Genomic DNA, 24,253 nt, shown 5'->3' on the forward strand with positions numbered 1-24,253 from the left:
GGCCTGTGGCCTGTCGCCTGTGGCATGGACAGGGGCAGAGTCAGGGACAGGGGCAGAGTCAGGGACAGGGGCAGAGGCTGGGGCAGGGGGTGAGTTGAGGCTGCGTGCTTGCACTGCGGGGCAGGTACTGCGGAGATGACAGTGCCGGGCTGACACTTTATTGGTACGTCTGTCGGTGCACGGGCCATTAGTGAGGGTACTCCGGGCCAGTGTTATGTTACAGGACGGTGCGGTGGTGCACGACAGGGAGCTTACGTGCTTACGTGCCTATGTGCACGTGGCAGTGGTGCACTGTTCAGGAAATGCCTTGTTTACGATTTTTGGACCGGGCAGGGGCACTGTGCTTTGCGCATTGTGTGCCATGATTAAATATATCTGCACATCTTCAGAGAAGGGGCTGTTTTTGGTAGGATTCATAACTGTTTTTTGAGTTGTTCTGAGCATTGCCTGTCGTGCAGCAAATGGAAGGCAGACAGCTTTACCGGCTATGCCGGCAGTCTGTCTGTAATGGAAGCTGTGCTGTTGGCTGTGCCTGCGACCTGAACTTGTACCGGTTGAGTATCAAAGTGGTGAAAGGACTGAATCTCGCCGGAGTGGTCAAATCTTCTTTCAGAGGACTTACGTAGTTTTTATCATGCAACAAAAGGTTCTAATCTCTGAGTGTCCTGATGCTACAGGTTTAATTGCCAATGTAACCACCACCTGTTTTGAGTTTGGTCTGAACATTGTTCACCAGGATCAGTTCGCTTCAGTTGAGGACAATCGCTTTTTCATGCGTACTGTGCTCGAGGGCAACTTTGAAGACGGTATTGAGGAGAAGTTCTTAAGCCGTGTTAAGTCCCGTATGCCAATGAGTGCTGAAGTTCGTCTTAAGGACAAGTCCATCAAGCCACGCATTGTCATTCTGGTTACCAAGGAGTCTCACTGCCTTGGTGATCTGCTGATGAGAAGCTATTCAGATTCACTCAATGCCGAAATTGTCATGGTTGCAGGTAACTACCCTGACCTTGGCGACCTGGTTTCCAAGTTTAACATTCCTTTCCACGTAGTCTCTCATGAGGGCCTGACCCGCGAAGAGCATGATCAGCGCATGATGGATCTCATCGACCAGTACAATCCAGACTACATTATCCTGGCCAAATACATGCGTATTCTTACCCCACGCATGGTTGCCCACTACCGTCCTGGCACTCTTATCAACATTCACCACTCCTTCCTGCCAGCCTTTATCGGCGCCAAGCCATATCAGCAGGCCTTTGACCGTGGCGTAAAGATCATTGGTGCCACTGCCCACTTCGTTACCGACAATCTGGATGAAGGTCCAATTATCGAGCAGGACGTTATCAAGGTCACTCACCGCTACGAGGCCGCTCAGATGGCCAAGGCCGGCCGTGACGTAGAGCGTATGGTTCTGGCCCGTGCTCTGGGCAAGGTCTTTAACAACAAGGTCTTTATCCACGGCAACAAGACCATTGTGTTCTAATCTTCACTTGTAGATGCCACAGGCCTTATAACCTGCCGCGACAGCACATAAACAAAGCCCCTGACAGAATGACTCTGTCAGGGGCTTTGCTCTCTTTATACGTTAATTTTGCGTAGATCAGTGTAGCCTGTTCTTAAATGCGGTTAACTAAACAGGAATATTTTCCACGAAAAAATGACAATATCCTCAGACTGGAGGATGCATGAACAGGCACCTGTTATAAGGGCAGATGCCATGTAACAACTCATGAGTGAGATTCATACTGGACCTGTTAAGTTGAACGTAGTCTCTCAACATCAACGGTGTCATTACCAACAGCATCAGCCAAAACAGAAGGACGTCCGCGAGGTCTTTTAGTCGCCTCCAGTGCTGCCCGTTCCTCAGGAGTCCTGTTACGACTGCCCGGTGGCCTTCCAGGACGTCTTTTCATGGCAGCAGCAAGAGCCTGCTCTCTTTCTATTGTGCTCTTGTTTCTGCTGCCTGCTGGACGTCCACGTCCACGCTTAACCGATTCCTTTGCAAGCTCAGCCTCCCGTTCAAGGGTCTTTTTGTTCTTGCTGCCCGGAGGGCGTCCTGGACGGCGCTTTACCTGTTCCTTAGCCAGCTCTGCCTCCCTTTCCAGGGTCTTCTTGTTCTTGCTGCCAGGAGGACGACCGCGTTTAGCAGGTGGCTCAGGAGGCATGTTGGCCGCTGCAGCCTCCCGTTCAAGGGTCTTCTTGTTCTTGCTGCCAGCAGGGCGTCCTGGGCGGCGCTTAACCGTACCCTCGGGCTCAACGGTGGATGCCTGTGCCGCAGGATCAACAGGTGTTTTCTTTCTGCCCCTCTTTTTCTTGCCAAACAGAGAATCGATATGCGGCAGCTTCCTTACCTGTGAAATAGCGGAATTTACACGCAAATCAGCAATCTCATTAGCCATTGCCTGAAGACAAACAGTGGTTATACCAAGATCCTCAAGGATTTTCCTTGCAGACTTGAACGTTGCTCGCGTGATGGTTGGGAGCTTTCCCTCCTCACCAATATGAATCTGAACCTCTTTCAGACCATTAATAATCGAGTTTATGTCAGATGCAGGAATGTCTGCTGCGTATCCGATAAGTGAGCGAATAACGCATGCTATGAAGCTGCAGGCAATTCGTGCATTTATGCCCTCGTCAAAATGAGAGTGCAGAATGTTATGTCCAATTTGGGGATTGTTAACAGAGAAGGGATTATCAACACAGTCACGGGTGCTGTACCTGGCATAAGCTTCTGCCGCAGCCAGAGGTAAGGAGGAGGCAATGGAAAAATACCCCATGGATCCGCAATCTCTCTGCAACTGCTCAAGATCCAGATACACCTCAGAACCGCCAGAGTCATTGCTGACAATTTGCACAACCTGACTGAACTTAGGATTTATTGAAACACTGGTCTTGCCACTGGCGATAAGACCCTTGACCCGCTCATACTCGAGCATTGCCTTATCCATATGATGGATAAAGCGTTCTGCCCCATTAACTCCATGAAAGAAAAGGGAAACACAGTATTCCCTCTCGCTTCCTCTGAACAGCTTTTGTCTTGAAGAAACACCATACAGACCGCCCTCTTTAACTATGGTGTTGACCTTGAAGTAAATCTCGGCAGAGTGATCTTTCATCATGCTCTGATGTGCATAAGTCTCGGCTTTGAGCATCATGATCCAGTTATAGCCCAGGCTTTCAACCAGGCTGATAATCTCATCACCATTGAAACCTCGGTCAAGAATGACGCCCTCAACCTCAATGCCTGCCTGTTCAAGAAGCTTGATGATCTTTTCAAAGGCAGTTGCATCGGTCATGTTGCCACGGTTTACAAGCCAGGTTACAGGCATGTTAATCCCGGCTGCAACAGCCCATATCTGGCCAACAATGTTGGATGAGGTACCCGACTTTGACTTACCCTGGGCAGCAAGCTCAGATTGCGTGGCCTTACAGTCATCATTAGTGCCGTCGACTGCAAGCCATACCTTCTTGATAGAGAACCTGTCACGGCAGGCATACAACCACTGTTCTCTCAGAGTGTTTATCTCATCACTGTCAGTTGATTTGAACTCACGTGAATACCATGCATCATCCTTAGGCTTGATTGAGAAAGTTGCATTCTTTCGGGCATAGTCAGGGAAGTGTGTCAGAGCATTTGTGTTCTCGCTAATGTTGAACAGCGCGTAGTCCATAAAGGCATTGCCTTTCTCTGGGCCAAATGCAGCCAGAACAGCCTGATATAGACCACTGCTCTCTGAAACTGCCAATGCAGACGCATAAAGACCTGATGACAGGCTTTGATCCTGCTTTTTATCGGGTCCATAGTGAGCCTCCCACAGGTCACTGTGCATCCTGCGAAAGTTATCGTTTGGAAGCATGTTGCCATTGGAAAGCAGCTGGCCAATGATGTACCGACGCCTCTTGCCAGAGGTGTCCCTGTAGTAGACAGAAACCTCATTAGTTTTTCTGTCAGGAGTAGCAAAGTCAGGTACAGATATTTCGTGCAGGTTTCGATAAATATAGCCCATAAACAAGCCCAGGATAATTTTCACGTATCGTGAAAATGTTCCAGTATATTTTAATGCATTATTATAAGTGTTTTATTATAAGAAAAACGCCTTATTTATCATGAAAACCATGGGGATTTATATGGGAATTAAAGTAATATCCTATTTAATTGTTCACGGTTCTATGCAAAATTAGCGTTTGTAACCTGAGTCTGCTGCCGCAGTGCGCCGCCTCAGGCAGCAGCTGCATTCCAGAGCCGGAGGCAGCGGCGGCTGCCGACGGCGCCTTTGGCTCTGACAGTGGCTGCCTGACATGAGGCTAGAGGCGGCGAATGTCAGGCTTCTGGTAGATATTGGTGATGTGGAATATTGGCAGGCCGGCGGCTGTGCATACTCTGTCCAGGCGGCGGTCGCGCAGCTTGCGGTCGGCATTGAGGTGTGTTGGGTCATCAAGCTCAATGGCACAGACAATACGGTCCGTGGCCTTTTCAACCAGCACGAAGTCAAAGCTCATGTTGTGGCATTTCTGACCAAAGGTGCGGCGTTCCTGAACGCTGAGATCTGATACATCAACGTTGATGCCCAGAGCTGAGCCCACGCTTACCTGGCAGTAGACATAGTACTGATGGCCAAACCAGATGCGCAGCTTTTCCAGATAGCTGTGCTCGAAATTGGTTACCAGGAACTTGCGCCCAGTGACAGCACCAGCCTTAATCATAGTGCTGAAGATACGGTCCATGTCATCAAAGTCACCGCCTTTGATGTCCTTGGGCTGAACCTTCTTGACCAGCTCGTTAAAGGAATCGGTAGCTTTGGGATGAGTAAACTCGGTGGCATTTTCCTTGTTGGACGAGAGGAAGTCCATTTTGGAGGTGAGGCTCTTATCATCATCATCGCCTCGGCCAAAAAGACCACGATGACGTCTGGCGGCGCCATTTTTGTTCCTGCTGCCAAAAAGTCCGCCACGACCACCACTGTCATTGTCCTTATCGCCGCCTTTGCGCGAATCATGAGAACTGTTCTTTTTATGGCTCCAGCCACGGTTGCCTTTACGGCCTCCGGACTGGTTGCGTCCTTTGCTGCCCTTCCTGTCGGCATCAGAATTTTTCCGGCCGGAAAAAGGCACAAAATACAGAATTACAACTATACCAAGTATGGCCATGGCAAGATAGAGCACCATGGTCGAAGTGGACAGTGACTGGAAATATGCGAGCACGTCTTAGGCCCCTGAAAAAACTGGTCTTAGGCTGGTTAACAGCGCCACATATTAGCAAATATACCTGTCCGGGCATAGTTTGCCGCGCCCTTATCTTTGAGCTTTTGCCCTCAACAGCCTTCTTTTGCGTGCTGTGCAGTCAATAATTCCTGTCACTCAATCACGCTGCAAAGCTCATTACCAGAAAAGACGCTTTCCATAATGCATAGTTATACGTCATGCCGGGATGCCCAGCGCACATACTTTCAGCAAGGCCGCGTGTAGTCAGTCAGCTTGTTACCAGCCAGCTTGTGGCCAGTCAGCTTGTTGCCAGTCAGCGTGTTACCAGGCCATGCCAGGTCATGCCTGGCATGGCCTGGTATGGAGTGATGCACTGCAGCTGCTGCCTTCAGCGGCAGCAGCTGCAGCTGAGACCTGGTTTTGCTGATTATGGGGAGAGGCGGGAGGTGGCCCAGCTGCCGTCTTCCTGGAGATCGTAGATAAAGCGATCGTGGAGGCGGTTTTCGCGGCCCTGCCAGAACTCTACCTGATGGAAGAAAACGCGGTAGCCGCCCCAGAATGATGGGAGGGGAACTTCGCCATTGGAGAATTTGGCCTTAATCTCCTGGAACTTGCTTTCCAGAACGGAGCGGGCACTGATGCGGCTGGACTGATGGGAGGCCCAGGCGCCGATCTGGCTGTCACGTGGACGGGAGTGGAAGTATTTGATGACCTCAGGTACAGAGAGCTTTTCAGCATGGCCGACAAACATCACCTGACGCTCCAGGTAATACCATGGAAAGAGCATGCTGATTTTATTGTTGTGCTCCAGGTGCTGTGCCTTGCGTGAGCCCAGATTGGTAAAGAATACCAGGGACTTTTCATCGTAGTTTTTGAGCAGCACCATACGTGAGTAAGGCTGACCTGTCTGATCCACTGTGCTTACTACTACACCATTAGGGTCATAAAGACCTGCATCAAGCATGTCCTTGAGCCAGCGCTCAAAGAGCGGAATCGGGGTCGGGGTCAGATCCTTTTCATCAAGACCGTTCATGGTATAGCTGCGGCGCAGCGGAGCAACATCAATCATTGTTAACCTCTGAATAATCCAGTATTTATGCCCCTCATTGTAGTACGCCTGCAGTGATATGGCGCACTGTGCTGTGTTACGGCCCTCATTGCTCCGCTGCAGGGCAGCGCTGGCATGAATTCCAGCTGCTGACGCGCTGCAGCGGGTGGCATGAATTCCAGCCGCTGACGCGCTGCAGCAGCTGGCAGGCGGGGGTGGCAGGTGCGACAGGGCGCTGCAGGGGCTGTTGATGTTGAAGTTCTGGCTGGTAGCCGGGGTTGATGGATGGAGCTGTCGCAGCAGGGGCAGGGCCGGGCTGTTGGCGCGCAGGGTTGACAGATATGGTGAATGGTATTTTTAGAGGGCTGAAAATGGCCCTATATTAAAAACAGTTAATTAATGCTTCCTGGGATGTCCTTGGCACTAGATATGAGAAAAATCCCCTGGTATAGCTATCAAAAGCCGTAAATATAAGCCTTTATGGGGGACATGACCGGTGCGTAATACGCATTGTTGCCTGGCAGAAACATGGTGCATTTTCACAAAATGCATTATAAGAAAAACTTATGTAAGGCAATTTTCATACGACTGAAAAACGGCCTGGATATGCTGTTCTGGTTTGAAGTATTTAGGATAAAAGTGCAACTGTATCGCTTTTTGATATTTATTTTACTTAGTTATTAAAGTCACTGTATTATAGTTACCATTAACAGACAGCGGTGTTGAAAATTACAAATCCCCAAGACAAGCGGTCTGCTGGACTTTTTGATATATGTTCTCACTACAAATTTTCCCTCAAATTTGAGCTGCATCGAATTTATGAAAAATCGCTTTTTAGGGCTGGTGCTATAATGAACCCAGGTCAAGCATGGGAATGAACACCGTATTTATCTGTTGTTCTGATTAATTAAATCCGCTTCTGGCGGTTTTTTGTTATCTAAATGTCCTGGTATGAAAAGGACAGTGCAGCAGGTCATCAGGCGCTGACTGAGTCACCGGAAATTCCGGGATAACAGTCATGGTCAACGATTATCCCGTCATGGTGATCAGGCTGATGCACGGTGCTTGAGATCTTTAATGCTGCACAGAGGTGAGTCTGTGCGGGGATTGCCCTACATAAGGGGTCTGTCATAACCAGCCCGGCTTGACAGGTTGTTCAAATAACGGGTTTTGTTTAGTCATCTAGGGTACACAATGTCTACTATCAATCAGTCAGTATTAGTCATCAACTGCGGCAGCTCATCAGTTAAGTTCGCTATCATGAATCCAGAGGACGGCAAGGTTCACTTAAGCGGTATCGCTGAGGCCATGAACCTGCCTGAGGCTTTCATCTCCTGGCGTTTTGGCGATGAGGACAAGCAGAAGGCTAACATCTCCGGTTACAACCATGAGCAGGCACTGGCTTACCTCGTTGATAACATCTTAAGCTCCCACAAGGATCTGCTTGATTCCATCGTAGCCTGCGGTCACCGCATTGTGCACGGCGGCGAGTACTACAGCGCCCCAACCCAGATTGACGACGAAGTTTTAGCCAACATTGAGAAGGTTATTCCTTTCGCTCCTTTACACAACCCGGCACACATCCTGGGTATCAAGGCTGCCCGTACCTCTTTCCCATCCATTCCACACGTAGCTGTCTTTGACACTGCTTTCCACCAGACCATGCCTCCAGTGGCCTACCGTTTTGCCATCCCTGAGGAGTACTACACCAAGGGCGGTATCCGTCGTTACGGCGCTCACGGTACTTCCCACATGTACCTGGCTCAAGAAGCTGCACGTCTCCTGGGCAAGAAGGTTGAGGACACCAACGTAATTACCTGCCACCTGGGCGGCGGCGCTTCCGTATGTGCTGTTAAGGGCGGCAAGTGCATGGACACCTCCATGGGTCTGACTCCACTTGACGGTCTGGTAATGGGTACCAGAACCGGTGCTATCGACCCATCCGTAGTATTCTTCCTCTGCGATCCAAAGAACAATGGCTTATCCGTAGAGGAAGTTAAGGACATCTTCAACAAGAAGTCCGGTTTATTAGGTCTGTCCGGCGTATCCTCCGACATGCGTCCTATCTGTGAGGGTTACGAGAACGGCGACGCTAACTGCACCCTGGCTCTGGAGTCCTTCTCCTACCGTCTGGCCAAGTTCATCGCTTCCTACTTCGTACCAGTAGGCCGCGTTGACGCCATCGTATTCTCCGGCGGTATCGGTGAGAACTGCTGGGAAGCCCGTTTATTAACCTGCAAGTACTTAAAGGAATCCTTCGGCATCGAGATCGACGAAGACCTCAACCTCAAGGCCCTGGGCCGTCTGGGTTTCGAGGGTGGCGTAATCTCCAGTCCAGAGTCCAGATTCCCTGTTTACATGATCCCAACCAACGAAGAGCTGGTTATCGCCCAGTCTTCCATGAAGTTCGTCAAGTAATTTACAGCTTCACCTTAAAAGGCGCCGGCCACCAGGCCGGCAGCCTCAGCAAAAAAGGCAGCTCTCATCCATGGGGCTGCCTTTTTTGTTTTGTAAATTATCTGTGCAGCCATTGCCCGGCATACTGTGCCCGAACGCAGGCATATTCAGACCAGCTCTTAATGCACCGTGTGTCTGGGTAGCTCCCGGCTCTGTAAGCCTCACGGCTCTTACAGCCTCCGGCACTGACAGATCACCGCTCGGGCAGTGCATCATGCATTGGCCGCGCACCTGTCCTGGGCGAAATGCTCTTCTTTCAGGGGCAATTAAGAGTTGCCTGTCAGCTCAGTGCGGTTCATGGCTCACGCTCAGCATGAGGATGCGCTGCTCGGCGTGTTTACAGCAGCCTCCTGCGCGGCACACCTTGCATTGCTCCAGCTGGGCACTGAATGCGCTCCTGGCCATTGCTGCGGTTCTGGTTATGGGCCGTGCCAGTGGCCGCAGCCAGGTCTGCAGCACTGCCGGGTCTTCAGCATCTGCCTGCAGCCTCTTAGGGAGGCTGTATTGCCAGGGGCTGGAGAGGTCCGGATCAGATGATCCGTGGCGTAAGGTGCGCAAAGCAAAACGCCCTCCTGTCTTGTGATCGGAGGGCGTTTGAGCGTCTGATCAGCCCCTGACAGTAGCTGTCAGAGAGCTGCTTTATTTCTGTACTCAGCTGCGTTTTTGGTCAGAGCTGTCGTCTTTGGATGTTGCGTCAGCATTGGCATCCGATTTTTCGGTGACCGGGGAGCTGCTGTGCTGCCCGTCAGCGCTGTCCAGGGCGGCAGCCTCGGACGTGTCTACGGGGACGTAGTCCTTGTCCGTACTCTCAGGATGTTCGTGTGGATGTGACCATTCTTTGTCATTGGCATTGCTGGTCACCTCATCCTGGATTTTGCTGCCACGCTTTTTCTTCTTTTTTCCTGACGATGTGCCAGATGAGGCGGCGTCTGAAACCTTTTGAGCATTGTCATCTGCAGCCTGGCCAGCATTGGCAGCCAGAGCGGCGTCGGCCGCTCTTTCGGCCAGCATGTTGTGGTAGCGGCGGCGACGGCGTCCTGGTGGATTAAACATCAGGGAGATGACCACGAAGAAGGCCGGCACCATAATAAGACCCAGTGAGGTGGCAAATACGGTACCGCCAAATACACCTGTACCAATGGACTGCTGGGAAGCAGCACCGGCGCCCTTGGCGCTCAGCAGTGGCAGAACACCGAGCAGGAACGCAATAGAGGTCATGACAATAGGGCGGAAACGCAGTGCGGCAGCCTCCTGGGCGCTGCGCAGCAGGGAGCGGCCCTGCTGGCGGAACTGGTGGGCGTATTCGACAATGAGAATGGCATTTTTCGCCGACAGACCTCCCGTAGTCAACAGACCTACCTGCAGGTAAACATCATTGGCCATACCTCGGAAAGCCACAAATAGCAGGGCACCGAAAATACCGATAGGCACGATGAGCATAACGGCAAAAGGAATAGACCAGGACTCATACAGGGCTGCAAGGCTCAGGAATACCACCAGAGCCGAGATGATAAAGAGGGCGCCCTGATTGGAACCGGTGAGCTTTTCCTGATAGGAAATACCAGCCCAGGCATAACCGTAGTTGCCCGGATGCTGCTCGATAATGCGGGCGATTTCATCCATGGCCTCACCTGAGGAGACGCCAGGAGCCGGGTCACCAAAGATGGATATGGAGGATACGCCGTTAAAGCGCTCAAGCTGCTGAGGGCCATAGGTCCACTCAACACTGCCTACGGTGTCAAAGGACACCATCTTGCCTTCCTTGTTCTTGAAGTAGAGCTTGTTGAGATCAGATGGAAGAGCACGGAAGTGGGCGTCAGCCTGAACATAAACCTTCTTGACACGGCCACGGTCCATAAAGTCATTGACGTAGGTACCGCCCCAGGCAATCTGCAGGTTTTCATTGATGGTGGACGGTTCAAGCTGGAACTGACCGGCACGGAAGTCATCAATATTGATATTAAGCTGCAGGGCATCGGCCTGAGCATTGGAGCGCACGTTATACAGAACAGGGCTGGAACGGGCCTGTCTTACTATGTCCTCAACATCCTTCATGAACTGCTCATGGCTGTTGCCCATGATGTTCTGAACATAGACATAAAAGCCTGAGGAACCACCCATACCGGAAATGGAGGCTGGCATGGACATACGGATTTCGGCATCAGGATAATTGTCAAAGTACTCCTTGGCACGGGCCAGAATTGCCTGAGCGCTGTTTTCCGGACCCTCACGCATTTCCCATGGAACCAGTCTGATGCTGGCGTTGGCAGTGGCCTGACCCTTGGAGCTGCCACCTGAACCAAGAGACAGCAGAATACCCTTGATATTGTCTACTTCATGCTCAAGGAAGTAGTTCTCTACATCACGGCCTACCTTGGCAGTCTGAGCCATGGTTGAGGATGATGGCAGGATAATACGTACTGAAATAACGCCCTGGTCCTCAATAGGCAGGAATGAGCTTGGGATTTTATTAAAGAGCCAGCCGGTAGCGCCAATCAGGGCAAAGAAAAAGACCATGACCTGAATCTTGTGGCGCAGGCAGTAATAGTTGATCTTCAGGTAGCCGTTCTGGAGCACATTAAAGAAGCTGTCGAACAGTGACATCAGGCCACGGCGGGCAGGAGCGTGCGGATTACGGCGATGTACCTTGAGAATAGTGGCGCACAGGGCCGGGGTAATGATTACGGCTACGATAATGGAAACTACCATTGAGGCCACAATGGTTACTGAGAACTGGCGGTAGATATTACCCGTAGCTCCTGAGAAGAAGGACATAGGGGTAAATACGGCCACAATAACCAGACCCACACCAAACAGAGCCGAGGTGATTTCGTTCATCGATTTCACCGAGGCCTCATAAGGCGAGAGGTTTTCCGTGTAGATAAGTCGGTTGACGTTCTCCACCACCACAATGGCATCGTCTACGAGCAGACCAATGGCCAGCACCATGGCGAACATGGTGAGGGTATTGATCGAGTAGCCAAAGAAGTACAGCACCACAATGGTTGCTGAAAGCACGATTGGGATAGTCAGAGACACGATCAGGGTAGATCGTATGTCTCTTAAGAAGAGCAGGATAACCAGCGACACCAGAATCAGCGCTTCAACCAGGGTCTTGGCTACTTCATAAAGCGAGGCCTTAACGAAAGGCACGGTGTCATAAGGAATGGCGTATTCAAGATTGTTCGGATAGAGCGGGCGCAGATGCTCAAGCTCGGCTTTGACCTTTTCAGCTACCTCAACGGCATTGGCGCCGTCTGCAAGGCTGATCTGCAGGGAGGCCATAGGGCTCTTGTTGTAATTACCAAAGTAATTGTAGGAGCTGCGGCCCATTTCAATACGGGCAATATCCTTGAGGTAAACGGCAGCACCAGAGGTTGTGACCTTGACCAGAATCTTTTCAAAGTCGCCTATGCTCTGCAGAAGCTCACGTGACTTGATGGTTACGTTAATGGTCTGCTCGGGCACTGATGGCAGACCGCCCAGCTGACCTACGGAAATCTGCTTGTTCTGGTTTTTAATGGCCTGAACAACTTCAGAGGGATTGAGTTTGTACTGCTTGAGCTTGTTGTTATCAAGCCAGATACGCATGGCATAGGATGAGCCGAATACCGAGACATCACCTACACCGTTAAGACGGGAAATAGGGTCCTGAACGACAGATACCAGGAAGTCTGCAATGTCCTCCTGGCTCATGGAATCATTGGTGGTATAGAAAGAAATGGTCTGCAGCACATCGTCTGAGACCTTGCGCACTCTGACACCCGATCTCTGAACCGAGTCCGGCAGACGCGACAGTACGCCGCTCAGACGGTTCTGTACCTGCATCTGGGCAACGTCCACATCGACGTTGGTATCAAAGGAAAAACGGAAACGGGCATTACCATCAGAGGTAGTAGTGGTTGAAAAGTAGATCAGTCCGTCCAGACCTGTCATTTCCTGCTCAATAATCTGAGCTACGGAGTTTTCCACTGTCTGGGCAGAGGCACCGGAGTAGGAGGTGCTGACGCTTACTGTAGGCGGAGCAATTTCCGGAAAGCGCGCAATCTTCATGCGCGGCAGACAGATAAGGCCCACGATCATAATCATGATCGCGATAACCCATGCTGCTACAGGTCGGTCAATGAAAAATTTACTGATCATGGCAATTCCTTGAGATGCTCAAACCTTTGAGCATCCGATTGTCGTTCTTTTCAGTGTCTATTTGCAGCCCAGGCTGCTGTGCTGTCCTCGCCGGGCCTTACTGGCCAGCATGCTGTGCCCGGCCAGTAAGGCCCGGCAGGGCAGCCCCTGCAGGGCAGGTCCTGATGGCAGATCCGTGCGGCCAGTGCAGCGCGCCGTGCCAGGGGGCGGGCGCTGCGCGCCACAGTGATGCTTACAGACGAGCCTTATGGTAGCTTTAGCTCGTATGCCTGAACAGGAGTGCTTAAGTGTTCTCTTAAGGCATGGAGGTGGCAGGTGCACTGGCTGAGCTCTGACCAAGGCCTGAGGCGCTGGTGGTAGGGTTGGATACAGCCTTTACGGCTGCTTCCTTGTTCTTGTCGCCCTTGGCGCCATCAAGAGTGATATTCACACCGTCCTGATTGATAACGCGAATACGTGAACCCTGACGTAATGCGGCAGCACCTGAAATTACTACTTCATAGGAGCTGTCGAGGCCATCCAGAATCTGCCAGCCGTCGTTATACAGCTCGCCCAGCTGCACCGGAGTCTGCAGTACGCGGTCTTCCTGAACGGTATAGACATAGGCATTGCCCTTAGGGTCACGCATTACGGCCTTGGCAGGCAGGGTCATGATGTTCTGGGAGACACCGCCATTGACCTTACAGACTACGGCCATACCTGGCAGCAGCAGATGATCAGGGTTGTCAAAAATGGCTCTTAAGGACAGAGCACCGGAATCTTCATCTACCAGTACTTCAGACAGGCTCAGATTACCAAGGTGACTGTAAAGGGTGCCGTCTTCAAAGTATAAGGAGACGTCATAGGCGCGATCATTGAGGTAGATGGAACCGTCAATCAGACCCTGACGCAGACGGCGCCACTCAAGGGAGCTCTGCTCCATGTCCACATAGACCTTGTCGAGGTCAATGATGGTGGCCAGAGGAGTGTTCTGATTGGCGTTAACCAGGGCGCCACGGGTAATCTTTGAGGAGCCGATAATTCCGGCAATAGGGGCACGTACGGTAGTGTAGGCAAGGGAAATCTTGGCCTTATCAAGGGCGGCCTTGTAGAGCTTTTCATCAGCCTGAGCCAGCTCATAGGCCAGCAGGGCGTCATCGCGCTCCTTTTCACTGGCAGAGCGGCGGCGATAGAGCATGTTGTAACGCTCATAATCCTTAAGGGCCATCTTTCTCTGCACCACGGCTCTTTCATAGGATGCCTGGGCATGCTCAAGGCTGGCCATGAATGGTGCCGGGTCAATCTCATACAAAGGTGTGCCCTGCTCTACGGCTGAACCTTCTTCAAAGAGGCGGTTGAGCACGATACCGTCAACCTGAGGTCGCACGTCAGCGCGGGTAAAGGCGCGCACACGGCCGCTGAGCGTAAAGGAACGCTCCCGGTTTTTAAACTCAGGGTGAATGGTGCTTACTTCAAAGAAGACATCGGCAGCCGAAGGAGTGGAGGCTGTTTTGGGCCTGTCATCGCAACCGGCAGTAAAAAGGGACATAACACCCAATGAGGTGATGATCAGCACCAGACGGCTGACAAGGGATAATTTGCTGCGGTATTCAGGTCCAGGATGAGGCATAAGACAGAGGATCCTTGTTCCCATTAAGGTCGGCAGTCATCAGCTGCAGTTGCTGCAGGGCTCCGCTGCTGCATAAGGGCAGACGTGGCAGGAGCAGCATAAAGTGCACAGGTTGCATTGTGACTGTAAGACAGAATGCATAGACATAATTCAGGCCTGAGACACAGCTGCAGGCTTGAAGTTATGAAGTGATGCCCCTGAGCTGAAGAACAGAAGGCTCAGGACATCTGCCCCGGGCAGGGCGTTTAATAATCGGGGCCGGGCGCCTGCAAAAACAGGCTGCTCCGGCCATACTGGTAAGCATGTCTGAGACCATGGAGGTCTCACCAGAAATCAATCACTGCCGCCCTGTAAAATTTCAGTCAACTCAGGGCCTGATGAGCAGTGAGATAAGTGATGTAGTGATAAGGGCAATATCTTATAGCCAAATATCACCGTTGCCGCCATACAGACCAGCGCCGGCAGTAAAGACAAAGTGTCATTGAAGACAAAGGGGCAAAACCGAAGCAGCTGTAATGACATTAAAAATCATAGCAGCCACAGCTCCTTGCCTCAGTATGTATCAGCAGGATATCAGCACCGTACACCAGATCCTGTCAGAGCATACAGGTATTGAGATACTCACGTAAAACTGCAGGATGATGCCGGGTTTTGACCGCCTGACTTTATCAGACTGGTTCAGGCTCCTGGGCACGTGAAGCTGTCATCTGCACTTAGCTCTTCCACATAAGCCTGAAGTGCAGAGGCAAAGCGGCACTGTATATCATAGCCGCTCAGTCCTGGTTTTGAATGAGCGGCGGCCTTTTGAGGTCAAATAAGTGCCTTAATGCACCATGGAACGCATGTTGCCCACAGATCGACGGCAGACTGCTAACTCAGCGAGCCTGCACGGCCATCTCACGCAGCGAACCGGTGTGGCCATTTCACGCAGCGAACCGGTGCGGCCATCTCACGCAGCGAACCGGTGCAGCAAGCACATGCACAGCGGTCCTGTGCCATGGGGCGCGAGGTGAGTCGCGCCCGGTACTGTTTAAAGCACAGGCAGCGGCAGGGCTGGAAGAAATTTAGCATGCATTGGTCACCATCACATTGAAGTTACAGGGGGCGGTGAACCGAGCCCAACAATGAAATATATAGACTTTTTTCAGAAATTTCACTGTTTTGAGTGGAAAAGTCAGATAAAGTGCCTGAATTTTTTCCCCAGGGCATTTTTTTCTCAAAAACACAGAGGCAGGACAAATAAAAAAGGCCTTGTCATATGCTCTGACAAGGCCCTTTTGCTAATCAAATGCGCTTACGTTACTTCTATTCGGAACGTGCATTCATAGTAAACAATGAAACTTAGCTTTTACTTAGAAAGTTAACTATGTCACAAAATTTGATATTGATTTTTATTTTTACCATGGTTCATACCATACGGCATTTTCTCCTGTAGTGACCACAGCCGCCCTGGCAAAAGCTCATAATCATCCCCGTCACCGCCGCCAACAGGCATCTTTAGTCGAAAACAGTCATTCAGTCACTTCAATCAGGCATCCAGGACTGGTATCTCGCCGGATATCTCAATCTGGTATCTTGCCGGATATCTCAGCCTGGCGTCTCGCCAGATATCTCAATCTGGCATCTCGCCGGATATCTCAGCCTGGCGTCTCGCCAGATATCTCAATCTGGCATCTCGCCGGATACCTCAGCCTGGCATATCGCCTGGCTGGCATGCTGGCCTTGAAACTTAATCTGGAGTCTCAACCAGGCTGCTAATCACAGCAGCAGGACGCGCTGATCCTGACCTTGGCTTTGTCTTGCTATGAAAGGAAACAGCAGGGGCATGGTCACAGGCAGTGACGGCTGAGGGCATGGACCTGGCAGGACCCAAAAAAACAAAGGACAGTTCCATAAAGGGAACTGTCCTTTGCTGTTACTGCATCAGAGCACTGTACGCCATACTTACGGCCGGCTCGTACGGTCTGTGTATGGCAGGCTGAATCAGGCCTGGCAGTTACTGGTGTGCATCTGTTCTGTTAGTCCAGACGGTTGAGTGTGGACTTGAGAATAGAGTAGATCTGCTCGGTGTGGCGGATGGAGCAGCACTCGTCAGGGGAGTGAGGGCTGCGTACGGTAGGGCCAAGGGAGATCATCTGAAGTTCTGGATTGGCCTTGGCAAAGTAGCCAGTCTCAAGACCAGCGTGAATGCTGGTGATCTTGACCTCCAGATCGCACTGCTTGCGGTACTCATCCTTGAGAATGTCGATAAGGCGGCTTGAGGTTGGAGAGGTCCAGCCAAAGCTGCGGCCTGAGAAGCCGGCTTCAACATTGTCCAGCAGAGAGCAGATGCAGTCGATCTTGTCGATAACATCATCAAGGCCATGGTCCTTGAGGGAGCGTGGCAGCAGACCGATAACGATGGAATCATTACGGGTTCTTACAGTGGACAGGTTGCAGGAGGTCTCAACTACACCCTTGTACTCACGGGACATTCTGATAACGCCATTTGGCAGAGCGCGCAGCAGGGAAATCAGATTCTGAGATGAGGTGTAGGACAGAGCGGTAGCCTGCAGCGGGCAGCTGCCCAGAATCAGGTGCATGTCAGGATCGGTGTCGTTGTAGAGATCCTGGTAGCGCACCATGGCCGCACGGGCGGCATCCTTGAGCTCGTTGATGGTATCCTTGGGAACAGCCAGCTCCACATAGCAGGTATGTGGGATGGAGTTTCTGATCTGACCACCGTGGAACTTCTGGATGAAGAAATCGTTAGTGTCGGCAACCTCGGCAAGGATACCGCACATGATGTCGATGGCATTGCCACGGTTTAAGTTGATATCACAGCCGGAGTGGCCGCCGCGCAGACCGGTGAGGTTGAGTACGATGGAAGTGCAGTCAACAACCTTAACCAGCTCTGGGACGAAGGTTACGTTGGCATTGATGCTGCCTGCGCAGCCAACGAAGAGCTCACCGTGGTCCTCAGAGTCGAGGTTGAGCAGGTAGTCACCCTTGAGGTACTCAGGGTCAAGCTCAATAGCTCCCTTCATGGAGCTTTCTTCTTCGACGGTGAAAATAGCGGTGATAGGGCCGTGGCTGAGTTCCTTGTCCTCAAGCAGAGCCAGGATCAGACTTACGCCCAGGCCATCGTCAGCACCAAGAGTGGTGTTGGTGGCGGTGATATAAGGGCCATCGCAGATCTCCAGCATCTTCTGGGAAACGCCTTCGCTGTCAGCGGTCATGATGCGTGGCACGATTGGATCACGGGTAAAGTCGTGAGCAAAGCCGTCACGGGCAACAGGAACCATGTCGATATGGCCCTGCATGATGATTACCGGGCTGTTTTCACGACCGGCAGATGCCTTCTTTTTGAGAATGACATTACCGCAGTCCTCAAGCTCACACTCAAGACCGTTGGTCTGAGCAAAGTTCACCAGGTACTTGGCAATGCCTCTTTCGTGACCAGAAGGGTGAGGAATGGCGCACAGATTCTGGAAGTGAGTAAAAACAGCCTGAGGAGCAAGTTCTTTGATTTCCATATGAAAAAGTTCCAGGGTGCCGACAGGTTAGCAGCCTGCACCGCAAAATATACAAACCGGCCTTTTTGAGGCGACCAGAAAGACAAAACGGGCGTAACAGCCCGCAATGGAAAAGCCTGAGAACCCGCTCTTGATACCAGACTCTCAGATGGCCCCTATATTATGTTTTATAGCCAGCTAAGGCAAGATAAAAACGGCCGTGCCGACCAATTTGATCTTAAACAGGCAGTCCGGCTCATGTACGGGCTTGAAGCATGGCACAAATGCAGCTGCCAGCTCATGGGCACAGTACATAGCCCGCATCAGGCCCAGCCTCCCTCCTATTGCAGTTTTCACTCTCATAATACTGAGCGCGATCTGCTGAACTGGTTATCTGACCAGGTTGCCAGGCTTTGGACGCGCTGCCTGTGCCATCAGAACCTGTGGTGGCGGTGCAGCCAGGCTGTGCCAGGTGTTGCCGGGAATGCTGTGGGAGGGCAAATGGTACTTTGTGCTGACCTGTAATTTATGCCTGGTCTTACCTTGCAAAATGCCCGGTATGAGGAAGTGGTAAAAATGTCCTGATCAGTCTGTCAGGTGCTTAAATAGAATTTTTTGGTGGTGAAATCGTATTTTCTGTTTTAGCACTTGATATCCAGTACGCCGTGACCGGACATTTTAAGTGGCTTTTGCCTGCCTGAAATTGCTGAGCTCTAAGACAATGGCTTCTGCCAGAACTGACGTTTTCATTGCATCACGACTGGCAGAAAACGGGACTGTGATTTGCCTTATTAATGGCTTAAATACAGGCGTTTGGAGGGCTTTGTAAGTGATGGTGAGGGGAGTGGCTGTATGTCATGGCGACAACATATTTAAGATTGCTGGCAGGTATGACAAGTTGCTCATGCCTGTGGTTTTCATGGTATTTTACGCATGAATAATGTTTGAGCTAGAGTTCATATAATTATGCGTGAATCAGAAAACGTTATCATTCCTTTATTTTCGCCAGTTATGCCCTTAAAAAAGCTTATTGGCATGCCATTATTGAGTGCCCTGGTGATCCTGAAAACTGCGAAATTATCTTAATGGCTTTTGAGTTACAGATCACAGAATTGCAATAAATGAGAATTTGCAGTACAGGCCCTATCATAAGATTATTTCAGGCGCCGATAATATAAGTACAACAGATGATTCTGCGGTGCCGTATTCAGGAAACGTTTCCTGAGCACTGCCTGGCGCCCAGTACATCCAGGTAATGCTTTTCTTTGTTGCCCTTAGATAATATTTCAGGGATAAGGCCCGCCGCAGGATAAGGACAAGGCCGGCCGTCAGCACTAATAGAATTAACTTTCCTCATGCCCCCTGGTATCAGGTGTAAATGGCGGAGAGTGTTCTGGTTTATTGTCACGGCTCAGTGGTCTGATTAAGACCTGGCCGCTTCACATGTATTACCCCGAGGCTGTTACTGGCCCGGCTGCACACAGCTGTACCGGCTCTGCAAAGGCAGCCTGGGTGTAAGTCAGAAGAGGTGACTGTAAGATAACCGGTGTTTGCCGGTGCCGTGATTGCTCTTTCTTGTTTTCATACTGACAGTTTAGGGAGCTTATTATGTCCTTGATTACTTTGATATCTCGAAAATTCAGGTCCATGACCGTTGCTGTGGTTGCTGTTATTTTTGCCATGACCATGGGAGGATGCGGTAATTCCATCGATGATTATTCCGGTACATGGATAGGTCTTGATGAACGCGGCGGTCCACACGCAACTATCCATCAGTACGAAATCGTTCCTGGCAAGAACGAATCTGAGTACATAATCCGCGTAACCACTTCTGATTACGAGGTTACTCCAAACGCTACCAAGGCAAGATGGCGCTCTACTGAACCACATATGTTCAGCGGCCGACTCGATCCTAAGGGTAATCTGATCACCGATATCGGTGTTATCAAGGCTGACCCAAGAAACTTCCGTCTGATTTATGGCAACATCTTCCTGGTCCGCAAGGCCAAGAACACTGAGCTCAAGCTCAAGTATGTTATTCGTGACAGCCTCAAGGCCGCTCACCCGGAGATTGCTATCGAAGACTAGTTTTCATGGTGGCTGCTTTAGCAGCTCCCAGACGCAAGCTTCCAAAAAAGGAGATCCCACAAAAGGGACCTCCTTTTTTACGCTCTAAAATCTATTATATTGCGACCACGGCAAGTCCGTCCCCAACCCGGGCCTGCAGACACATATCCATCCGGCAAGTACCATCAATCTTTGCTCACAGGCTTGTCCCGCAAGCTTATCAATCATTCTTTGCCCGCAACCATTGCCATTATTGTTTGCCCGCAACTATTGCCATCATTGTTTGCCCGCAACCATTGCCATTATTCTTTGCCCGCGACCATTGTCATCATTCTTTGCCCGCAACCATTGCCATCATTGTTTGCCCGCAACCATTGCCATCATTGTTTGCCCGCAACCATTGCCATTATTCTTTGCCCGCGACCATTGTCATCATTCTTTGCCCGTAACCATTGCCATCATTCTTTGGCCTCAAACATTTCCATAAGGCTTCGCCCTCTGGCTTTACCCTCTGGCTTTACCCTTAAAGCTTTCTGTACTTTGACTGTACGTCCTGCCACAGAGCAGACCAGCGCGCTTACTGCCTCCGAACACTCTCTAATTACCGTAACAGTCTGCATCTCTACTGAATAGCAAGGAGATGCAGAGCTGATACAGCACACTTGCCCCTCAGCCATTGTCCGGCAGCCACACCAGCAGCTCAGCTGCCGTATTCCGTTCATATGAGCAGATATGCGGTCTGCGTAACCTGAGTAACAGTTCCTGCAGGCTAACGTAGCGCCCTGCATAACGTTTGATAGAGCTCTGTGCTGCAATGCATTATGAACACTCACAAGTTGTCTTGAGGTGCCATAAGGTGTCATCGGGGGTCACCAGCTGCCATGAGGTGCCATCTCGTGTCATCGGGTGCCACAGGGCGCACCAGGTGCTGTAAGCTGCCATCGACGAGCATCAGGTGCCACAGGGGGCCATAAGGTAGCATCAGGTGCCGCCACAGCGCTGCCTCCAGGACTGTGTTCTTTTGCAATGTCCAGTAAGCACTTTATAAAAGAATTACGTTCGTAAATGGATGTATCTTACAGCGCACTGTCACACTCTTAATTATCAGAAGGTAGACGAGGGCAGCCATTAGTCGCTGTTAAAATAATCCAGCCCTTACTGAATGCTTTGTTTGCTGTTTCTGCTGGGCTGGAGAGATTGGGGCTGGCATTGAGGACATTGCTTGACGCATAAGGCTCGCATAACTGCACGAGCGCTAAATGATGTTGCAGCTTTACGATTGAGGTCATACCTGCAGAGATGAGATGTTGGATTGATTATGAGCGACGTGCGTGGAATGGCTTCGCTCAGGAGGGCTGCAGGATCCCCTCAGGTTAACTGTAGTTATTTCCCGAACAGGATTGGCATAGGTTAGAGCTCTTGTCCTGGGACTATTCACGGTCTGGCGCTTGCCTTTGTTCTGGTGCTGGCTTTAGTTCAGGTTCTGACGATGCTCTGGCAGGGAATGCCGGATAAGTGTTGACGTTGTCCTGGCGGCCATGATGAGTGTAGGCGCTGGACGGGAGGCCATGATGAGTGTGGGCGCTGGACGGGAGGCCATGATGAGTGTGGGCGCTGGACGGGAGGCCATGATGAGGTGTGAGCGCGGGCCAGGCGGCCATGATGAGTGTGGGCGCTGGACGGGAGGCCCGGATGAGGGTGAGGGTGGTGGGGTGAATAAAAGCGAAGTTAAGAAGAGTTGGGGTTTTATAAAGCGTAAAAAAGTAAAGCTGCAATTCCTTTGTCCATGGGAACACAGGAATTGCAGCTTTTACTGCAATGAGCCATGTATATCCTTAAGCGCTATGAGCTACAGCATCAGTCTGGACTGCAAAGACAGTCGACCAAAACCAGAAGTTCAGCCTTATATGGACTGTACTATGGCCTGTTTATAATGATGGATCGAAATCTGAATCATCATTGAAGACATCAGTGGTCTTCTTGAGCATGCTGTTAGCGCGGGCTGCCAGCTGTGAGGAGGCTCTCTGGCTTACCAGAGCTTCATCCTTGAGGCGGCGGCGACGTGGTGGCTTTGGAATAAATACAAGACGCTGTGGACCATCGGTACGATATACCTGGAAGCGCTTGAGGCTTGGATACTGCTTGAGGAAAGACTCATAGAACTCAATCAGACCAAACTTTTCCTTGCCCTGTACGCGGCCTACAGATGTAGAACGAATTCTGACAGAACGCTTCTTGTCACTGTCCCATTTGTTCTTGTAAGTACATACGTAGTAGCCACGGCTGGCATCACCGTTAGCAATAAGCGGAGGAAGGTTTGGAACCTTTGGCTGGTTTTCTTTAATCATGATTAAACGCGCCTTCAAGTTTAGTGAAGTTATCTTACGGAGCCGGTGATATCCACATGGCTCACAAGACTAGCCAAAACATAAGGAATTAATCTGTCCGCTCCAGCCCCGAATGATGACATTATTCCTTGTCCATATCATCATCCTGATATCCATATTAAGGAGAAACTGGTAAAGACAGATAACCACCTGTCTGCTTCAGGTAACGCTACAACTGTTAAAAAATCTGTTTGTCACTCCATGAAACCAGGCTATACAGATGCGACAGATTGACACTGTCCGTGCTCTGTATGCCTGTTTGAGGGCCCTGGGCCCATAGTGGTCTCAAGGGGAATTGTGATTGTGCTGGTCCAATACGGAGCAGCCTCAGGTACGGTAGTCAACCGTCCGGATCAGCTTTGTCTGGAAGGAAAACTGATTAAACAGCATTGATACATACTTAGATGCATACCAAGATACATACCATGATCATCGGACTGCGTGCTGAAATGTTTACAAAGCATGTGATCAGCCCGTTCCGGTTATCACTGGTGCTGTAATTTCAGCATGATATCCGAGTCGTTTTGCTCTTCTGCTTCAGCCAGTTGCTGAGCAGCTCCTGTTGATGCCTTTTAATTGAGGTGCCTGGGGTAGTGGCACTTGTCAAACCCATTATTACCGCGAGTATATCAAAACACTTTTAGCGGAAAATTAGGGCGGCCCATACAGTTCAGATCTGCATAGTCATTACCGCACTGTCTCTTGCCTGCCATCCTGAGAATCTCCCGGCCGGATAACAGGTCATTGTTCTCTTCAGCCTGATTTCTTGACCGGCTTTCCAAGAAGTCAGCCCGCTGATAAGTCCGGGCCTGTTTTTGTCTTGCGATATTCTAGAACTTTTTCAGTGCTTTTGGTAGTAACTAGCCAATAACAGACATTAGTATCTATATTATCACAAAAATCCCGTATTTATCGCAAGGATTGAGGGGGTACTGTACTAAAAATCTTAGACAGTCTTTAATTGTTTCATCATGGTAAATTTCCGGGCCATTCTGCCATGACTGCATGTAAACAGAATGTAAACGAAAATTTCCTGATAAAATCAAGGTTTACAGGTATATTATAGATGCAAACATGTGTGATGTAGTGCTGTACCTTGTTGATACAGTGAATATGACACAGAAAATAAAGGTAAACAGCGTGTTTATGGGCAATATTAATAACAGTCCCTGATTTTTATCATGATGTTACCAGATAACATAAATTGCAGCAGAGCTATTGCCTCTCCCTGGTGTTGATTAAATTTCCGTATTATTTGATGTGTAAAGAAGCGCAAAATCATGTGCACGCAAAAAGCACGCACACCAAATGCAAACGATGGCAGATAGCATAAAAATCGTGATGTAAAAATGTGCTCGGGCACGTAAAAATGCATATCCAGCCCGTCAAATGGCCTTTTGTGAATGTATATGCGCTTGCGCAAATGTGACACAGATCGCGAAACGTAAAAGACTGTTTACATCCATTCAAAAACACCACCTGGCTCACATTTTTGCACCTGTTCAGAGCAGCTCATACTGACAGTTCAGAATAATGAGTACTAAAACCATTTATCTGACCATCTCCAAAATCATCCTGGCAATACCTGGCGAAGGTCTGTAAAGCTGAAAGAAATAATTTCCCAGACAGACTTCATAGATACACAAACAGGGGGTTATATCATGCCAGGACAAAATATTTTATAAATTATTTAGTGCCTGGCCTTTGCAGACGAGCTGCTCTTGCATCAATGCGCTCCATGTCTGACACTCCAGTTTAGGGCCTGTTTGGGCCTTTGCGGTAGCAATGGGATGTTCCTGGAGACTGCATAATAATCAGACCATAGCAGCCTCTAAGTAATCATGCT

Annotated in this window: 11 protein-coding genes; 4 read left to right on the top strand and 7 right to left on the bottom strand. The window is 50.4% G+C overall.

The window, feature by feature from the left end; translation table 11 throughout:
• Positions 1 to 634: 634 nt before the first annotated feature.
• Positions 635 to 1,483 (top strand): formyltetrahydrofolate deformylase, encoded by an 849-nt coding sequence (gene purU, locus MXE41_RS07480; RefSeq protein ID WP_246978827.1) that lies wholly within the window; start codon positions 635 to 637, stop codon positions 1,481 to 1,483.
• Between the two features lie 271 nt (positions 1,484 to 1,754).
• Here the strand turns inward: purU and MXE41_RS07485 are convergent, their stop codons facing one another.
• The 3 genes from MXE41_RS07485 to pdxH form a co-directional block, all read right to left on the bottom strand.
• Positions 1,755 to 4,007 carry a hypothetical protein gene (locus tag MXE41_RS07485; RefSeq protein ID WP_247100052.1) on the bottom strand — a complete coding sequence of 751 codons (2,253 nt, stop codon included), beginning with the start codon at positions 4,005 to 4,007 and terminating at the stop codon, positions 1,755 to 1,757.
• A 298-nt stretch (positions 4,008 to 4,305) separates the two neighbouring features.
• Positions 4,306 to 5,202 carry a DUF2726 domain-containing protein gene (locus MXE41_RS13235; RefSeq protein WP_246978961.1) on the bottom strand — a complete coding sequence of 299 codons (897 nt, stop codon included), beginning with the start codon at positions 5,200 to 5,202 and terminating at the stop codon, positions 4,306 to 4,308.
• Between the two features lie 427 nt (positions 5,203 to 5,629).
• Entirely contained in the window at positions 5,630 to 6,271 is a 642-nt protein-coding gene (gene pdxH / locus MXE41_RS07495; RefSeq protein ID WP_246978960.1) for a pyridoxamine 5'-phosphate oxidase, read from the bottom strand.
• Between the two features lie 1,182 nt (positions 6,272 to 7,453).
• Here pdxH and MXE41_RS07500 point away from each other — a divergent pair.
• Complete coding sequence (locus MXE41_RS07500; RefSeq protein ID WP_348647424.1) at positions 7,454 to 8,668, top strand: acetate kinase; 1,215 nt, start codon at positions 7,454 to 7,456, stop codon at positions 8,666 to 8,668.
• Between the two features lie 690 nt (positions 8,669 to 9,358).
• On the opposite strand, the gene MXE41_RS07505 is transcribed toward MXE41_RS07500, so the two are convergent.
• The 3 genes from MXE41_RS07505 to pepD form a co-directional block, all read right to left on the bottom strand.
• Positions 9,359 to 12,850: an efflux RND transporter permease subunit gene (locus MXE41_RS07505; protein WP_247100054.1), complete on the bottom strand. Its 3,492-nt coding sequence runs from the start codon at positions 12,848 to 12,850 to the stop codon at positions 9,359 to 9,361.
• 295 nt (positions 12,851 to 13,145) lie between these two features.
• A complete protein-coding gene (locus MXE41_RS07510) occupies positions 13,146 to 14,378 on the bottom strand; it encodes an efflux RND transporter periplasmic adaptor subunit (RefSeq protein ID WP_247074171.1) in 1,233 nt (410 codons plus the stop codon).
• Positions 14,379 to 16,477: 2,099 nt separating this feature from the next.
• Positions 16,478 to 17,974 carry a beta-Ala-His dipeptidase gene (gene pepD / locus MXE41_RS07515; protein WP_246978956.1) on the bottom strand — a complete coding sequence of 499 codons (1,497 nt, stop codon included), beginning with the start codon at positions 17,972 to 17,974 and terminating at the stop codon, positions 16,478 to 16,480.
• Positions 17,975 to 19,561: 1,587 nt separating this feature from the next.
• Between pepD and MXE41_RS07520 the strand changes: the two genes are divergently transcribed.
• Positions 19,562 to 20,041: a hypothetical protein gene (locus MXE41_RS07520; protein ID WP_246978955.1), complete on the top strand. Its 480-nt coding sequence runs from the start codon at positions 19,562 to 19,564 to the stop codon at positions 20,039 to 20,041.
• A gap of 5 nt (positions 20,042 to 20,046) precedes the next feature.
• On the top strand, positions 20,047 to 20,469 hold the full coding sequence (locus MXE41_RS07525) for a hypothetical protein (protein WP_247100055.1): 423 nt from the start codon (positions 20,047 to 20,049) through the stop codon (positions 20,467 to 20,469).
• Positions 20,470 to 21,948: 1,479 nt separating this feature from the next.
• Here MXE41_RS07525 and MXE41_RS07530 read toward each other — a convergent pair.
• On the bottom strand, positions 21,949 to 22,368 hold the full coding sequence (locus MXE41_RS07530) for a hypothetical protein (RefSeq protein WP_246979023.1): 420 nt from the start codon (positions 22,366 to 22,368) through the stop codon (positions 21,949 to 21,951).
• Between the last annotated feature and the right edge of the window lie 1,885 nt (positions 22,369 to 24,253).

The organism is Anaerobiospirillum sp. NML120449 (assembly GCF_023051105.1).
In the GTDB taxonomy this organism is placed as follows: domain Bacteria; phylum Pseudomonadota; class Gammaproteobacteria; order Enterobacterales; family Succinivibrionaceae; genus Anaerobiospirillum.

Coding starts and splice junctions, on each gene's coding strand:
- purU (WP_246978827.1), top strand. CDS start 635: ATGCAACAAAAGGTTCTAATCTCTGAGTGTCCTGATGCTACAGGTTTA.
- MXE41_RS07485 (WP_247100052.1), bottom strand. CDS start 4,007: ATGGGCTATATTTATCGAAACCTGCACGAAATATCTGTACCTGACTTT.
- pdxH (WP_246978960.1), bottom strand. CDS start 6,271: ATGATTGATGTTGCTCCGCTGCGCCGCAGCTATACCATGAACGGTCTT.
- MXE41_RS07505 (WP_247100054.1), bottom strand. CDS start 12,850: ATGATCAGTAAATTTTTCATTGACCGACCTGTAGCAGCATGGGTTATC.
- MXE41_RS07510 (WP_247074171.1), bottom strand. CDS start 14,378: ATGTCCCTTTTTACTGCCGGTTGCGATGACAGGCCCAAAACAGCCTCC.
- pepD (WP_246978956.1), bottom strand. CDS start 17,974: ATGGAAATCAAAGAACTTGCTCCTCAGGCTGTTTTTACTCACTTCCAG.
- MXE41_RS07520 (WP_246978955.1), top strand. CDS start 19,562: ATGTCCTTGATTACTTTGATATCTCGAAAATTCAGGTCCATGACCGTT.
- MXE41_RS07525 (WP_247100055.1), top strand. CDS start 20,047: ATGGTGGCTGCTTTAGCAGCTCCCAGACGCAAGCTTCCAAAAAAGGAG.
- MXE41_RS07530 (WP_246979023.1), bottom strand. CDS start 22,368: ATGATTAAAGAAAACCAGCCAAAGGTTCCAAACCTTCCTCCGCTTATT.